The 14,408-nt window shown below is 68.2% G+C and carries 15 protein-coding genes; 6 read left to right on the top strand and 9 right to left on the bottom strand.

Annotated elements, in window-relative coordinates; all coding sequences use genetic code 11:
• Positions 1 to 24: 24 nt before the first annotated feature.
• Genes Aple_RS01740 through Aple_RS01715 form a run of 6 tightly spaced genes read right to left on the bottom strand, consistent with a single transcriptional unit; the run spans position 25 to position 6,328 of the window.
• Positions 25 to 1,107: a Gfo/Idh/MocA family protein gene (locus tag Aple_RS01740; protein ID WP_155342621.1), complete on the bottom strand. Its 1,083-nt coding sequence runs from the start codon at positions 1,105 to 1,107 to the stop codon at positions 25 to 27.
• A gap of 39 nt (positions 1,108 to 1,146) precedes the next feature.
• Positions 1,147 to 2,112 (bottom strand): aldo/keto reductase, encoded by a 966-nt coding sequence (locus Aple_RS01735; protein WP_155342620.1) that lies wholly within the window; start codon positions 2,110 to 2,112, stop codon positions 1,147 to 1,149.
• A 5-nt stretch (positions 2,113 to 2,117) separates the two neighbouring features.
• Entirely contained in the window at positions 2,118 to 3,323 is a 1,206-nt protein-coding gene (locus Aple_RS01730; RefSeq protein ID WP_155342619.1) for a mandelate racemase/muconate lactonizing enzyme family protein, read from the bottom strand.
• A gap of 40 nt (positions 3,324 to 3,363) precedes the next feature.
• On the bottom strand, positions 3,364 to 4,206 hold the full coding sequence (locus Aple_RS01725) for a carbohydrate ABC transporter permease (protein WP_155342618.1): 843 nt from the start codon (positions 4,204 to 4,206) through the stop codon (positions 3,364 to 3,366).
• Positions 4,203 to 5,066, bottom strand: coding sequence for a carbohydrate ABC transporter permease (locus Aple_RS01720; RefSeq protein ID WP_218038060.1), 864 nt, complete (start codon positions 5,064 to 5,066; stop codon positions 4,203 to 4,205). Before Aple_RS01720 ends, Aple_RS01725 begins: the two co-directional genes overlap by 4 nt.
• A 14-nt stretch (positions 5,067 to 5,080) precedes the next feature.
• On the bottom strand, positions 5,081 to 6,328 hold the full coding sequence (locus tag Aple_RS01715; protein WP_170321231.1) for an ABC transporter substrate-binding protein: 1,248 nt from the start codon (positions 6,326 to 6,328) through the stop codon (positions 5,081 to 5,083).
• Between the two features lie 330 nt (positions 6,329 to 6,658).
• Between Aple_RS01715 and Aple_RS01710 the strand changes: the two genes are divergently transcribed.
• The 3 genes from Aple_RS01710 (at position 6,659) to Aple_RS01700 (ending at position 8,723) form a co-directional block, all read left to right on the top strand.
• Positions 6,659 to 7,438: a GntR family transcriptional regulator gene (locus Aple_RS01710; RefSeq protein WP_218038059.1), complete on the top strand. Its 780-nt coding sequence runs from the start codon at positions 6,659 to 6,661 to the stop codon at positions 7,436 to 7,438.
• Positions 7,439 to 7,699: 261 nt separating this feature from the next.
• Positions 7,700 to 8,176, top strand: a complete 477-nt coding sequence (locus tag Aple_RS01705; protein WP_218038058.1) for a hypothetical protein — start codon at positions 7,700 to 7,702, stop codon at positions 8,174 to 8,176.
• Positions 8,177 to 8,219: 43 nt separating this feature from the next.
• A complete protein-coding gene (locus Aple_RS01700) occupies positions 8,220 to 8,723 on the top strand; it encodes a hypothetical protein (protein ID WP_155342615.1) in 504 nt (167 codons plus the stop codon).
• A gap of 92 nt (positions 8,724 to 8,815) precedes the next feature.
• On the opposite strand, the gene Aple_RS01695 is transcribed toward Aple_RS01700, so the two are convergent.
• Together Aple_RS01695 and Aple_RS01690 are read right to left on the bottom strand one after the other, a co-directional pair.
• Positions 8,816 to 10,108: an SDR family NAD(P)-dependent oxidoreductase gene (locus Aple_RS01695; protein WP_155342614.1), complete on the bottom strand. Its 1,293-nt coding sequence runs from the start codon at positions 10,106 to 10,108 to the stop codon at positions 8,816 to 8,818.
• Positions 10,109 to 10,144: 36 nt separating this feature from the next.
• Positions 10,145 to 11,083, bottom strand: a complete 939-nt coding sequence (locus Aple_RS01690; RefSeq protein WP_155342613.1) for an alpha/beta hydrolase — start codon at positions 11,081 to 11,083, stop codon at positions 10,145 to 10,147.
• 97 nt (positions 11,084 to 11,180) lie between these two features.
• Between Aple_RS01690 and Aple_RS01685 the strand changes: the two genes are divergently transcribed.
• The 3 genes from Aple_RS01685 to Aple_RS01675 all read left to right on the top strand — a co-directional run bounded on the left by Aple_RS01685 (position 11,181) and on the right by Aple_RS01675 (position 13,473).
• Positions 11,181 to 11,732: a TetR/AcrR family transcriptional regulator gene (locus Aple_RS01685; RefSeq protein ID WP_155342612.1), complete on the top strand. Its 552-nt coding sequence runs from the start codon at positions 11,181 to 11,183 to the stop codon at positions 11,730 to 11,732.
• A 140-nt stretch (positions 11,733 to 11,872) separates the two neighbouring features.
• Positions 11,873 to 12,259, top strand: a complete 387-nt coding sequence (locus tag Aple_RS01680) for a YciI family protein (RefSeq protein ID WP_155342611.1) — start codon at positions 11,873 to 11,875, stop codon at positions 12,257 to 12,259.
• Positions 12,259 to 13,473 (top strand): RNA polymerase sigma factor, encoded by a 1,215-nt coding sequence (locus Aple_RS01675; RefSeq protein WP_155342610.1) that lies wholly within the window; start codon positions 12,259 to 12,261, stop codon positions 13,471 to 13,473. Before Aple_RS01680 ends, Aple_RS01675 begins: the two co-directional genes overlap by 1 nt.
• Here Aple_RS01675 and Aple_RS01670 read toward each other — a convergent pair.
• A complete protein-coding gene (locus tag Aple_RS01670; protein WP_155342609.1) occupies positions 13,438 to 14,367 on the bottom strand; it encodes an AraC family transcriptional regulator in 930 nt (309 codons plus the stop codon). The two genes, Aple_RS01675 and Aple_RS01670, sit on opposite strands and share 36 nt — an antisense overlap.
• Positions 14,368 to 14,408 lie beyond the last annotated feature (41 nt).

Genomic DNA, 14,408 nt, shown 5'->3' with positions numbered 1-14,408 from the left:
GCCGTCCGCAGTGGCCCTCTCTGTCTAACCTGAGTGAGACCAGGGGATGAAGTAAGTGTCGGCCTGTCTCGATCCGCCGTGAGCCGCCTCGACGATACGCATGACCGCGATGCTGTCGCGCGGGTCGACGGGCGGTCGCGAGCCGGTGCGCAGCGCTGCGGCGAGCTGGGGGTAGTACGACTCGTACGAACCGCGCCGGGTGGGTACCTCGCGTAGGTCGGCACCGGTTCCGATCCGTCCCCAGCTGTCGCGGGGCTCGGCGCCGAAGTCGGCGTCGTCGAGCCGCTTGCCCGCCTGAAGCTGGGACTCCTGCGGATCGAGCCCGAACTTCACGTAGGCGCCGCGCGTACCGCGCAGGAGGAACCGCGGCCGTCCTTGGGCCGCGACGCTGCTCATCCAGAGCCGGCTGCGGACGCCGCTCTCGTGTTCCAGGGAGACGAGCACGTCGTCGTCGTTCACCGCGTGCGGGCGCCGCGCGTCCACCTCGGCGTGCACCGCGCGGACCGGCCCGAACAGGATGAGCGCCTGGTCGATGAGGTGCGGCGCGAGGTCGTACAGGATGCCCCCGCCGTCCGCCACGCTCGTGCGGTCCTTCCGGCCGGCTGTGACCTCGGGCTTCCACCACTCGAAGGCCGATTCGAACCCGAATACGTCGCCGAGCTCGCCCGACGCGAGTACGTCGCGCACGGTGAGGAAATCTCCGTCCCATCGCCGGTTCTGGAACACCGTGAGCGTGCGGTCGGCGGTGTCGGCCGCCTCAATGAGGCTCTCCGCCTCTTGCACTGTCAGGGCGAGCGGCTTGTCGACCACGACGTGCAGCCCTGCGTCGAGCGCGCGGCGGGCCAACTCGACGTGGGTGTCGTTCGGTGTGCACACCACGGCGAGGTCGCAGTCCCCGGCAGCCGCGAACGCCGCGTCGGCGTCGGCCACGACTCGGGCGCCGGGATGGTCGGCGCGCGCTGCCGCGGAACGGGCAGGGGCGGACGTCACGATGACGTCGATCGTGTAGTCGCCGCTGGCGGCGAGCAGCGGAGCGTGGAACACCTGGCCCGCCAGGCCGTAGCCGAAGAGCAGGACGCGCAGCGGCTGCGCGGGGGCGTTGGACATGGGAGTTTCCTCGTCGTCGGGACTGATCGTCGGAGATCGTCAGGCGGGCAGGGTGGCCGGGTCGACGCGTGCCGCGATGGCTCCCAGGTCATCCCAGAGCGTGTCCGGTACAGCCATCGACGCGAGCGCGACGGCCTGCCCGACGCGTTCGGGACGTGACGCGCCGATGATGGTGCTGGCGATGCGCGGATCGCGGGTCGAGAACTGGATTGCGGCTGCGGCGAGCGGCACCTTGTGGTCGTGGCATGCTTCTTCCATCGCGTCGATCGCCGCGAGGAGTTCGTCGGGCGCCTGTCTGTAGGCGTAGCGGGGCGAGGCGGCGGCGCCCGCCGCGAGGATCCCTCCGCCGAACACGGCGGCGTTGACGACTCCGAGCCCCATCGACGCGGCGAGTGCGATGAGCGGCCCGGCGGATCGATTGACCAGCGTCCACCGATTGTGCGTGAGCACGACGTCGAAGAACCCGGTACGGACGTACCGCTCGATCGTCGCGACCTCGCCGCCGGCGACGCCGATCGACCGGGCGACGCCACGGTCGCGCAGTTCCCGCAGCACGTCCACGGGTCCGCCGCGCGCCATGATCTGCTCGAAGTCGTTCTTCTCCGGATCGTGAAGATACAGCAGCGGCACCTGGTCGAGTCCGAGGCGTCGCAAGCTCTCCGCGATCGACCGTCGGGCCTGCGGACCGTCGAACGTGCCGGAGACGAGGTCGCGGACGATCTTCGTTGACAGCACGAACCCATCAGGCAAGCCACCGGCGCGCTGGATGGCCGCGCCGATGCGACGCTCCGATTCCCCCGCGCCGTACGCGGCCGACGTGTCGAGGGCGCGGACCGGTCCCCGCAGCGCCGCCAGCGCCGTGGCGATTCCCAGCTCCGGCGGTATCTCGCGGCCGAAGTTGCCCGGCATCGAGCCGAGCGGTGCGCCACCTATCGTCAGTGGCGTGATGTGCAGGCCGGTCGCCCCCAGCGGGCGGGTCGGGCTTTGGTGGTCGAAATCGCGCATGGGTATCAGCTCCGGGGAATCCAGTCGAAGAAGTGGCGGTCCGCCGGGTCCATGTGGGCCAGCGCCGCGTCTCGGTCGATGTCGATGCCTAGACCGGGTGCGGAGCCGACCGTGATGAACCCGTCGACGACGATCGGGTTCGGCAGGCCACCAACGATCGAGTACCACCAGTCCTGGGTCGGCACCGGGTACTCGAACGCGATGAAGTTGTCCGGGAGCGTGGCGCACACCTGCACGAGGGCCGCCAGCCCGAACAGCCCGCTGCTGACGCCGTGGGGAGCGATCTGGATCCCGTGGAGGTCGGCGTACTCCGCGACCCATTTCAGCTCCGCGATGCCGCCGACGTCGCCGGGATCCGGCCCGATGACCCGCACCGCCTGGGTCGAGATCAGCTCCTTGTAGTTGTTGCGCAGGTAGATCTGCTCGCCGGTGTGTGTCGGTATGCTCGTGGCCCGGGTGACCTCGCGGTACTGAGCGGCGTCGACCCATGGCACGCCGTCGCCGCTGAGCAGGTCCTCGGCCCAGAGGATGTGGAGCGGCTCGAGCGCGCGCAACACCGTGATGGCGTCCGGGACGGTGAATCCCGGCCCCATGTCAAGGGCCAGGCCACGGCCCTCCCCGAGCACGTCCTTCATCGCCTGGACGCAGGCGACGATGTGGGCGATGCCCTTCTCGGTCAACATGCCGCGGTTCGGGTGCTTGGTGCCCTCGCGCAGATCGCCGTAGAAGAACCCCGGCACGTTCGGCGCCATGAAGCCGTGGAAGCCGACGCCCTCCTTGAACAGGGTGAAGCCTTCTTCCGCGGCCGCCATGACGGCCATCGACTCGGCGTAGTCGTTGGGCTCGTGGCCCCGCAGGGCCGGCCGCACGCCCCCGTTGTAGACGCGGACCCGGTCGCGTACTTTGCCGCCCAGCAGCTTGTGGACAGGCAGGCCGGCCGCCTTGCCGGCCACATCCCACAGGGCCATCTCGATCGCGGAGACGAGGCTGCCCCAGGGCTTGAACCCGCCGAAGCGGCGGATCCGCAGCATGCACCGCTCGACATCGGTGGGGTCCTGTCCAAGCAGGAGATCCGAATAGAGTCCGATGAGTTTGTTGACCTGCGGCTTGGAGTGCTCGATCTCGCCGAAACCGTCGACACCCTCGTCGGTGACCACACGGACGATCGGACTATCCCCGATGACAGCGCAGCGGACGTCAAGGATCTTCATGGTGTGAGTGCTCTCTCTTCGAAGCGCGGTTGGCCGGCCGTCAGCCCTTGACCGCGCCGCTGGTCAGTCCGCCGACGAAGTACCGCTGCAGCGCGATGAAGACGATGACCACGGGAACGGTCAACACGACGGAGGCCGCCATCGTCGAGCCCCAGTCGACGTGGTACTCGGTCGCGAACTCCGTCAACGCGACGGGCGCGGTCCGCGCGGAGTCCGACGCGGCGAACACCGAAGCGAACAGGAACTCGTGCCAGGACTGGAGGAAGGCGAACATGCCCGCGGCCGCCAGCCCTGGCGCGGCGATCGGGAGCGTCACGTAGCTCACGGCGTCGAACCGCGAGCAGCCGTCGATCTCCGCCGCCTCCTCGATCTCGATCGGGATAGCCGCGATCTGGTTACGGATCATCCACGTGACCAGCGGTACCGTGATCGTGAGGTGGACCAACGCGAGCCCGATCGTGGTATCCAGCAGCTGCAGCCCGTTGACCATTTTGTACAGCGGCAGCAGCAACACCGTCAGCGGCACCAACTGCCCGATGAGGATGAACAGTGCGACAGGCCGGGCGGCCCTGAACTTGAAGCGTGCCAGCGCGTACCCGGCGCTGAAACATACGATGAGTGTGGCACCCGCGACGAGCAGACCCACGACGATCGAGTTCACCAGGGCGCGGGGCATTGACGATTCCGTGAAGACGCTCACGTAGTTGGCGAGCGTCCAGTGTTCCGGCATCAGCGTCGGCGGGATCGCGAAGATCTCGTTGCCGGGCTTGAACGACGTGAAGACCATCAAGACGATCGGCCAGAGCGTCCAGACGAGAAGGACGGTGAGAGCGACCCAGGCGAGCGCCGCGAGGAGCGGACGCCGGGCGAAGGGCCCGGTCATGACAACTCCTCCAGGTCGGATCGCATGGCTCGCGCGTAGATCGCGATGAAGACGGCGCAGATCGCCAGCTGTAGCACCGCGATCGCAGAGACCATCGACTGGTCGCCGCGCTGGAACGCTTCGTACAGCAAGATCGGGAGGATCGTCGAGGCACCGGCCGGTCCACCGCTCGTCGTGACCCAGATGATGGTGAACGAGTTGAGTGCCCACGTGACGAGCGTCAGTACCGCGATCCAGGTCGTCGAGCGGATCGCCGGCAGGACGATGTAGGACAGGGTCTGCCAGCCCGACGCGCCGTCCAACTTGGCGGCCTCGTACCGTTCCGCCGGGATGCCGGTCAGCGCCGCTGAGACCATGAGCATCACGAAGGGTGCCGTCGCCCAGATCTGGATCAGCGCGACGGCATAGAGTACGACGTCGGGGTTGGACAGCCAGGCGATCGGCTGCCGGATGATTCCGGACTGCATGAGCCAGTGGTTGACCAGACCGTAGTCGCTGGACAGGCTCCAGCGCCAGACGGTCGCGCCGACGACGCCCGGGATGATCCACGGGATCATGAACAGGCCTCGCCATGCTCCGTGGAGACGCAGGAACGGTGAGCGCAGCAGCAACGCGGCCGCGTATCCGATCAAGAGCGCCCCGGCGACGGAGACCAGCGTCCACACCAGGGTGTTGAGCATCGTGCGCCCGAAATTTGGCCCGTCGAACAGTCGGCCGAACGCTTCCGTGCCGGTGAGGGCGCGCTCCAGGACCGCGATGACCGGGACGACGGTCAGGAACGCCATCAGTCCCGCGGCCGGGAGCATGAGACCGATCCCCCGGCGGGCCGCACCCATGCCCGGCCGGCCGGTTCGGCGCATCGTGGCGGCTGTGCTCATTGGGCGGGGCCGAGATTCTTGTCGGCTTCGGTCATGATCGCGGCGGCTCCCTGCTGCGGGTTCTTGGAACCGAGCGCGACCTCCTGGATCGTGTCGTGCACAAACGGGATCATCGCGGTCCAGCGCGGGTCGTTAGGGGCGGGGATGGAGTGCTCGGAGAGCTGTTCGCCATAGGCCTTGCGGACATCCGTCCGGAACTTGGCGTCCCGCGCCGCGCTCACCCGTGCCGGGAACGTCAGAGTCAGACTCGCCATGTTCTCCGGGCGCCCGAGGAAGGACGCGAGCTTCTTCGCGCCGTCGAGGTTCTTGGCAGCCTTCGGGACGATGTAGGCCCAACCGACGCCCTCTTGGACGCCGGGGCCGCTCGGGCCAGGGGCGATCGCGGTACCGACCGGGAACTTCTGGCCCACCGCCCTGTCGGCGTCGAAGACGCCGCCCAGGTACATCGCGATGCGCCCTTGGAGGAAGAGGTCGCGGATTCCCGTGTTGTCCAGCTCGAATGAGCTCTTCGAGGCGTACCCCTCGACGACGGAGGTACCGATGAGTTCCAGCGCCTGCTCGACGGAGTCCCGCGTGAACCTCGGCGTCCCATTCTTGATCGTCGTCCCCCCTTGCAGGGCGAAGTCGAGGAACCGCAGCGTCAAGTCGCTCGGGTCACCCTGCATCGGCCACGCCGTCCCGGCGACGGTCGACGTGGTGAGCTTCTTGGCGTCATTGATGAACTCCGGCCAGGTCGTGGGCGGACCCGAAATGCCAGCCTTGGCGAACAGGTCGGTGTTGTAGATGAGCGCGTTGGTCGCCCAGCGGTACGGCACCGCGTAGGTCTTGCCGTCGACGGACAGCACGTCGGTCAGCCCGGGCGCGAAGTCCGATGCCGGCATCGCGTTGTCGTACAGGCTGGTCAGGTCTGCCAGCTGCCCCTTGTCGATGTAGGTCTTGGTACGTGCGATCGACTCGGTGATCAGGTCGGGTGTGTTGCCCGCGTCCAGCGCGACGGACACCTTGTTCGCGACCGTGCCGCCGGTGGTCTTCACCATCTCGACGTGCAACGACGGGTTCTCGCTTTCAAAGCGCCGCACGAGCGTGGTAGCGACGTCCCAGTCCCAGTCGGGTAGCCACCAGGTCACCGTGCCGGACGAGCTGGTCGAACTCCGGGTCGCGTTGTGCACGATGACACCCACAACCCCGAGCGTCACCACGAGTATCACCGCGAACAGCGCGGCAGTACGTGGACGAATGGCCATTGTCTGCTCCATTGCTCAAGAGTGGAAGCCCCCGCAGGCGGGCCGACTCCTATCGATCCCGCAGCGAGCAGTGTTATCCTGTCCGTACAGGATGTCAACACTCTCGAAACAAATGAGCAAGCAGGGTCTCGATGTCGCGTCGGTCGCGGAGGTGCGAGAGGTGCTCAGCACGCCGGGCGGTTCGGTGAGCTGTCCACGCTCGCCCGTCTCTCCATCGGAGGTGCCCATGCGGTGTCGGCCCGGCGTCCCCAAAGGCTGGGATGACCGCGAGTGCGACGGAAGACGTCGCGAAAGGACGAGTGCCTTGCGTGTAGATCAGCGACTATCGTCGTGACCGTGCAGCCTTCTCGCAGCATCGACCGCGGCTCCGCATTGCCGTTCTACCATCAGCTCAAGCAGTTGATGGTCCAGGACATCCTGGCGCGTGGGCTCGAACCGGGTGACCGGCTGCCCGGCGACTTCGAACTGTGTGAGCGATACGGCGTATCGCGCAGCGTCGTCCGCCAGGCGCTGCAACAACTCGAGGTCGAGGGCGTCATCTCGCGGATAAAGGGCCGAGGCACGTTCGTCGCCGACCGCAAGACTTCCGAGGGTTTCGGGCACGCGATGATCGGCGTCTTCGAGGAGGACGTCCGCGGCCGCAGCGGCGAGCAGACCATCGAGGTGCGGCGACTGGAGACGGTGCCGGCCAGCGCCGCGGCCGCCGCCGATCTCGGCGTGGCGCCAGGAACGACCATCGTCGAAATCGAGCGCTTGCGCATGGTCAACACGGAGCCGTGGGCACTGACAATCACGCAGCTACCGCTGTCCGTCGGCAAGCTCCTGCTCGATGAGGACCTGTCGAACGTTTCGCTCTACGGTCTGCTGGAGCGCAAGTACGGCGTCCAGTTCGCGACCGGACGGCGGTCGATCGAAGCCGACATCGCTAGCGAGTCGATAGCCGAGGCGTTGCAGACTCCTCCGGGCGCTCCTTTACTGATCCTGCGAAGCCTGGCGTTCGACGAGGCCGGCAATCCGCTCGAAAGGTTCACCGGATTCCACCGCGGCGACCTCAGCCGATTCCAGGTCAACGTCTACCGCAATCCCCCACTGAATGGCGGCCCACAATAGAGTCGGCTCGGTTCGCGCCGCAGCGAATCCATTCCCTCCGCCCTGACCCTCACCGACGCCGCCCGAAATTTCGTCAACGTGCGACTGTTTCTGCGCGCCCCGGTGCCGCAACCTGCCGCCGACCTGGTGAGCGTGCCCATGGTCGGCCGCCTCGGTATCAGTTAAGAACTCGACTGGCATAAGCCCGGCGGACCGGTCCTCCGGGTGAGTTTCGAGAGCGTTCCTGCACTTGCGACAGTTCGTCAGGCTATCCTGACGGGCGTGACGTTTACGTGCCCTGACATGCCCGACCACGAGGGCTTCGCTGCCCCAGTGCTCCCCACCGGCGAACTGGCCTCATCCGCTGCCGCCTTCACCAAGACCTTCGTCGGCTACCAGGCCGCATGTTCCTGCGGGTGGACCGATCAGCGCCGATTCCTGGCCACGCCGGAAGGAGCCAAAGAGACGGAGTACCGGTGGTGGAGCCGACACGCCGCCTCTCTGATCGCCGCCGCACCGCCCGGCGAGCTGGTGATCAAGTCGAACCTCCTGCGCGAGCGGATCGTCAAGCTCGCCGCCGAACGTCCTCTGGCCGCCCTCATTCTGCTGTCTCAGCTAGAGAGCTGGCAGCGCACCCTGCTCGACCAGGCCGTCGCCGGGGCACGGGAAACCGGCGCCTCCTGGGCGCAGATAGGTGAGGCGATGGGGATCTCCAAGCAGAGCGCTCACGAGCGGTTCAGGGCGCATGTGAGCTCATGATCAGGAGTCCCCAGCGACCGCTTACCGCCTTGGAGAAGTCGTCATGACCATGCCTGCGCACAGCACGACCTGGTACGACGCTCGCTACGACATGCCCGTCAGTCAGCAACTGGAGCGCTACAACGAGCTGGCCGCCAAGAACGCATCGGCTCGCGCCCGGATCGAGCTGGTGGCCCGGGGGATCTACGATCCCGTCCGGCACGGAGCCGATGACCGGCCTCCTCTCACCGCGGCCGAACACATCGAACTGCTGGCACTGGCGGAGAGCATCGCGCGCACCGTGCGCCACCCCTCAAACGTCCATCACGCACTACTGGCCGGGGTCACCTGGGCCGATATCGCCCGCATCACCGACTCCGACGACCTGACCGTCCGGCGGAACTATCAGCAGTGGGCTGACGATCAGTACGATCTCAACCAGCGCTTCCCTGACCGCGGTATGACCGCCGACGAGCACGTCGCCGCGACCGCCAGAGCCGCAGAGGGGATTAGAGACACCTTCTTGCGGACCGCGACGACATCCACGGATCTGCCTTGTGATCGATGAGACACGACTACATGAACGTCAACGCTCGGCGGGATATTCATCGCTTCGTCTGATCTATCTCCGACGAGCATGCCGCGCCGCCTGAGGTCAGCCTAGGCTGCGCCGGGGAGTTGGACGATGTTGAGCTGGAGGAGCATGCCGAGGATGTCCTCGCCGAACCAGGCTTCGGTGATCTTTCCGTTGATTACCGTGTAGATGCCGATGCCAAGCCATTCGGCGTGTACGCCGCTGGCGGGCGCACCCATGAACGGCCCGGTATGGGTCCCGCTGTTGGTGAAGCGGACGACGACCTTGTCACCGGTGGCGACGATGTCCTGCTCCCGGAGGCTCATTCCGGTGAAAGCGCCAGAAATGCTGGCACTCAGGTACTGCTTGTAGGCGGGCAGGCCACGGATGTCGCCCAGGCTTCCGCCGTGCCAGCGCAGGTCATCCGACCACAGGTCGTCGATCACGTTCAGGTCTCCCCCGTTGACGACCTCGCTCAGGAATCGCCGGACGACCGACACCGGGTCCGTGGCGGCCTCCCCGAGCGGGTCGCGCTGGCGGGGCGTGGCGTCGTCGCGGTCGGTCGAGCGGCTGAGTTCCTGCCAGGCCTGGTCGCGGGCGGCGAGTGTCCTGGCGGCGGCGCGGGCACCGGCGAGGGCATCGGAGCCGAGCAGCAGCCGCAGCGGCGGCTCGTCCATGTCGGCGAGCCGGGCTACCACGTCGGCGACCTTCGCCGGGTCGCCCAGGGCCGCGTCGGTGCCGTCCTTGAACAGGTCGCTGAGAAAGCCGATAGTGCCGGCGTACGGAGGTGAGGGCGGAGGGATGGTCATGGAGGATCCCGCCCAATCGGTCCGCATCCCGCCCGGCTCGATCGCCGTCACCTTGATGCCGAGCGGACCGACCTCGGCCCCCAGGACCTCGGTGAAGCCGTTCACCGCCCATTTGGCCGTCTGGTAAGCCGACAGTCCGGGGGTGGCGACGCGTCCGCCAACCGAGGTGACGGTGATGATGTGCCCATGTCCCTGCCCGCGCAGGACCGGAAGGGCGGCCTTGGTGACGTTGACGACGCCGAACAGGTTCGTCTCGATCTGTGCCCGGAAGCTGTCGAGGGTGGTGTCCTCGACCGAGGCCAGGTCGGCGTAACCGGCGTTGTTGACGATCACGTCCAGGCGGCCGAACTCCGCCACGGCCGTCTGGACGGCCGCGGCCGCCTCGTCGGCGTCGGTCACGTCCAGCGGCAGGGCCAGCAGGCGACCGGGATGGGCGGCGGACAGATCGTCCAGCCGTCGCGGGTTCCGGGCGGTGGCCGCGACCCGGTCACCGCGCTCCAGCGCGGCGGCCACGATCTCGCGGCCAAGACCACGGGCACTGCCCGTCACGAACCAGATTTTCTCGGTCATTTCCGATTTCCTTTTCTGGGTGCTTCAAACAGGGGATCAGGCGTACGCCTTGCGGAGCAGGTCACCGATCATGGTGATCGCCTCACGGGCGACCTCGACGGGCTTGACGTGGGTGAAGCCGTGGTCGACGCCGTCGAACTGGCGGTGGGTGACCTGGACGCCCTTGGCCGTCAGGTCGGCCGCCAGGTCGTTCATCTCATGCCGCAGCGTGTCGTACTCGGCGGTCATGATGAGGGTGGGCGGGAACTCCGCGAGCCGCTCGTAGAGCGCCGGGGAGGCCAGCGGCGAGGTGAGGTCGGCGCCGACGAAGTAGGTGCGGCGGACCAGGTCCATCATCTGCGGGGGGACGACCGGGTTCGGCTTGGCCGAGACGCGCGTGGAGTCTGGACGGGAGATGTCCGCGGCGCCGAACTCGGCGCTGATCGCGACCGGCACGTATCCGCCGTCGTCGATCGCCTGCTGCGCGACGCTGAGCGCGAACTTGCCGCCCGCGCTCGGGCCCCCTACTGAGACACGTTCACCGTCCCAGCCGTGGGCCTCGCCATTGCCGAGGATCCAGCGGAAGACGTCGTAGGTCTGCTCCTCCGATACCGGGAAGCGGACCTTGGGAGCGGTGTCATAGTCGGGGATGACGACGTAGCAGCCGATCTCGGAGGCGAGGTAGCGGGCTATGTTGTCCTCCTGCTGGGGCACCCGGACGATGAACGCGCCGCCGTGGATGATCAGGTGGACCGGGGGCCGGCGGCCGGAAGCGTGCCATGCGGCGATGTGCTGCGGCGTGGGGGCGTAGACCAGCGCTTTGAGCTTGCCGTGCCGGGTCGGGATCGTGATCCGCGCAGGCTTGGCGATCTTCTTCGTCGCGAACTGCAACTCCGGTGAGGAGTACCGCAGCCGGAACATCGGGCGGAACAGAAGCTGGAAGGTGCGGGCCGACAGGGCCGCCCGCCAGTGAATCTGAGGATCGTTGCCGAGCATGGGGGGTCTCCTCAATTATCTTCTAACTGGTTAGTTAGAAGCTAGGCCTGGTACGGCCGACTTGTCAACTAACCGGTTAGAAAAATATGATGAGGGCATGCAAAGGGATGCCGAAGCCACCCGTAAGCGCCTGCTGGAGGCAGCGATCAAGGAGTTCGCCGCCTACGGAATCGCGGGGGCCCGCGTGGACCGGATCGCCGCGGCGGCCGACTCGAACAAGGCGCAGATCTACCACTACTACGGCAGCAAGGATCAGCTCTTCGACGCCGCCTTCGAAGCCATCGTCACTCAGGTCGTCACCCAGACGCCGCTCGACGTGCACGACCTGCCCGGATACGCCGCGCGGCTCGCCGCCCTCTACGACGAGCACCCGGAGATCATGCGCATGTCCGACTGGCAGCGACTGGAGCGAAGCGGGGACGCTCCCGTTCCCCTCGCCGCCGCCAGTGTCCAGAGCAAAATCGACGAAATCGCCCGAGCACAGGCGGAAGGGATACTGCCCGGCCACTACCCGGCCGGGGTTCTGCTCGTTCTCATCCTGCAGCTCGCGGCCACATGGGTCTCGATCGGTCCGGAGTTCGCCGCCGCCAAAGACAGCGAACGAGGTGCGTATGTCGCCGACGCCGTCCATCGCCTGCTCGGACGCTAGCGATTCCGTCTCAGGGGGTCTGACGGTATCGGCCGCGTCGCGGCGAGAGATTTCTCCGGGGCCGTGTCGATCCGCGGGCCGCTCGTTCGACATGTGGGTGCGAGGGTCGAGAGGCGGCCCCGCCGGAAGAGGAGAACGCGATGCCGAAGTACATGCTGATCATGCGGGGCACCGATGAGACGAACGCGGCCATGATGGCTTCGATCGACGAGGCGATGGCCGCGACCGGCCGGTTCATCGAGGAGATGATCAAGGCCGATGTTCTCCTCGCGGCCGAAGGGCTGGACGATCCGGGCCGGGGCGTCGTGGTCGACTTCAGCGGCGAGGCCCCGGTGGTCACTGACGGGCCGTACGGCGAGACCAGGGAACTGTTCGGTGGCTACTTCCTGCTCGAAGTCGCCACGAAACAGGAGGCGGTCGAGTGGGCCAAGCGGGTCCCGGCGGTCCGCGGGTCCAAGATCGAGGTCCGGCGGGTGGCCGAGGCCGACGAGGTCCCGCCGGGCAGCGAGAGCAACGGCCGGATCTGATGGGCACGGCCGACGTCGAGGCCGTCTGGCGGATCGAGTCGGCCCGGATCGTCGCCGCGCTGACCCGGTTCACCGGCGATTTCGGGCTGGCCGAGGACGCGGCCCAGGAGGCGGTGGCTGAGGCGCTGGTGTCGTGGCCGCGTGCCTCTCCGGCCAATCCGGCCGGCTGGCTGATGGCCACGGCCCGGCGGCGGGCGATCGACGCGATCCGCCGCCGGGCCGCCCTCCAGGACCGATACGCCCTGCTGGCGGCCGACCCCGCGGTCGACCAGGAAATCGACCCCGACAGGATCGACGACGACGTCCTGGCGCTGATGTTCGTCAGCTGCCACCCGGTGCTCTCCCCCGAGGCCCGGGTGGCGCTGACCCTGCGCGTGGTCGGCGGCCTGTCCAGCGAGGAGATCGCCCGCGCGTTCCTGGTACCCGTGCCGACCGTGCAGGCCCGCATCACCCGGGGCAAGAAGACGATCGCGGCGGCCGGGGTGCCGTTCGAGCTGCCGCCGGCCGCCGAGCGCGGGGAACGGCTGGGCGGCGTGCTCAGCGTCCTCTACGTGATCTTCACCGAGGGGTCGACGGCCACGTCGGGCGACCGGCTGCTGCGCCCCGACGTCGCGTACGAGGCGATCCGGCTGGCCCGCACGCTGGCCGCGCTGCAGCCCGACGAGCCGGAGGCGCACGGCCTGCTCGCGTTGTGCGAGCTGACGGCCGCGCGCTTCCCGGCCCGGACCGGCCCGGACGGCACGCCGATCCTGCTCGAGGACCAGGACCGGCGGCTGTGGGACTTCTCGGCGATCCGCCGGGGGCTGGCCGCGCTGGCCAGGGCGTCGGCCCGCGGCCTCGGCCCCTACGGCCTGCAGGCCGCGATCGCCGCCGCCCACGCGTCGGCGCCCTCGGTCGAGGCGACCGACTGGGACCGGATCGTGCTGCTCTACGAGGCGCTCGGCCGGGTCGCGCCCTCGCCGGTGGTCGAGCTCAACCGGGCCGTAGCCGTGGCCATGGCCTCGGGTCCGGCGCAGGCCCTGGCCATCGTGGACGAGCTGATCGCCTCGGACCGGCTCCCCGGTTCGCATCTGGTTCCGGCCGTACGCGGAGAGCTGCTGGCCCGCCTCGGCCGGCGACCGGAGGCGCGCGCCGAGCTGGAGCTGGCCGCCCGGCTGTGCGCCAACCAGCGCGAACGCTCAGTGCTGCTGCGCAAGGCGGCCGCGCTGGACTGAACGGTTCTTGAAGCGCAGCGGCGCTTCGCCGACCTCGCGTTTGAACGCCGTGCTGAACGCGGCCTCCGACGCGTAGCCCAGCTCCGCCGCGAGCGACGCGATCCGGACGTCGCCGTCGCGCAGGGCCCGCTGGGCGAGAAGCATGCGCCACTGGGTGAGGTACGTCAGCGGAGGCACACCGGCCACCTCGCGGAAGCGCACGGCGAACGTCGTGCGCGACATGGCGGCGGCGTGGGCGAGTTCCCGCAGGCCCCATGCGCGGTCCGGGCGGTCGTGCATGAGGTCGAGGGCCGGTCTCAGGCGTTCGTCGCGTAGAGCTGCCAGCCAGCCCGGCGGCAGATCGCCGGTGCTCATGAAGGCGCGCAGGACTTCGAGCAGCAGGAGCTGACCGTGCTGACGGATCGCGAAGGCGGCGCCCGGCTTGCCGCCGGTCATCTCGTCGGCGATGCGGTGGACGCAGCCGCGCAGCGAGGACGTGGCCGGCATCGACGGCCCGATGTGCACCACCGGCGGGAGCGCGTTGAGCAGGAGCGCCCGGCCGGCCGGAGTGAGGTCGATGCGGCCGCCCACGACCACGTCGTCTCGCCCGCGGTCGACGGCGAACGAGAAGTGCTCGTCCGGCAGGACTTCGCGCGGCGGCTCGTCACCTGTGCCGCCGTCGAGCCGCAGCCACGACCGATCGTTGAGAATCGCGACGTCGCCGGGCTCGAGGATCAGCGGCGAGTCGAGGCCGTCGGTGGTCAGGCGGACTTGCCCGTACGGGACGGCGAGGAACTTGAGCGGGAGGTGCACCTCGCCGCGCGCGAACCACCGCCCCCGGGCAGCGAACCCGCCGGACAATACTCCACGAACCTCGACAAGGTCGAACACCTCGGACAGGCGGTCAACAGCCACGCCCGTACTTTCACACAAGAATTGCGAACTGACAACCATTC

Origin of the sequence: Acrocarpospora pleiomorpha, assembly GCF_009687885.1 — a bacterium.
Taxonomy (GTDB): Bacteria; Actinomycetota; Actinomycetes; order Streptosporangiales; family Streptosporangiaceae; genus Acrocarpospora; species Acrocarpospora pleiomorpha.
Note: the sequence above shows the minus strand (reverse complement) of the source record. Positions and strands in the feature narration are given on the sequence as shown.

Coding starts and splice junctions, on each gene's coding strand:
- Aple_RS01740 (WP_155342621.1), bottom strand. CDS start 1,107: ATGTCCAACGCCCCCGCGCAGCCGCTGCGCGTCCTGCTCTTCGGCTAC.
- Aple_RS01735 (WP_155342620.1), bottom strand. CDS start 2,112: ATGCGCGATTTCGACCACCAAAGCCCGACCCGCCCGCTGGGGGCGACC.
- Aple_RS01730 (WP_155342619.1), bottom strand. CDS start 3,323: ATGAAGATCCTTGACGTCCGCTGCGCTGTCATCGGGGATAGTCCGATC.
- Aple_RS01725 (WP_155342618.1), bottom strand. CDS start 4,206: ATGACCGGGCCCTTCGCCCGGCGTCCGCTCCTCGCGGCGCTCGCCTGG.
- Aple_RS01720 (WP_218038060.1), bottom strand. CDS start 5,066: ATGCGCCGAACCGGCCGGCCGGGCATGGGTGCGGCCCGCCGGGGGATC.
- Aple_RS01715 (WP_170321231.1), bottom strand. CDS start 6,328: ATGGCCATTCGTCCACGTACTGCCGCGCTGTTCGCGGTGATACTCGTG.
- Aple_RS01700 (WP_155342615.1), top strand. CDS start 8,220: ATGACCATGCCTGCGCACAGCACGACCTGGTACGACGCTCGCTACGAC.
- Aple_RS01695 (WP_155342614.1), bottom strand. CDS start 10,108: ATGACCGAGAAAATCTGGTTCGTGACGGGCAGTGCCCGTGGTCTTGGC.
- Aple_RS01690 (WP_155342613.1), bottom strand. CDS start 11,083: ATGCTCGGCAACGATCCTCAGATTCACTGGCGGGCGGCCCTGTCGGCC.
- Aple_RS01685 (WP_155342612.1), top strand. CDS start 11,181: ATGCAAAGGGATGCCGAAGCCACCCGTAAGCGCCTGCTGGAGGCAGCG.
- Aple_RS01680 (WP_155342611.1), top strand. CDS start 11,873: ATGCCGAAGTACATGCTGATCATGCGGGGCACCGATGAGACGAACGCG.
- Aple_RS01675 (WP_155342610.1), top strand. CDS start 12,259: ATGGGCACGGCCGACGTCGAGGCCGTCTGGCGGATCGAGTCGGCCCGG.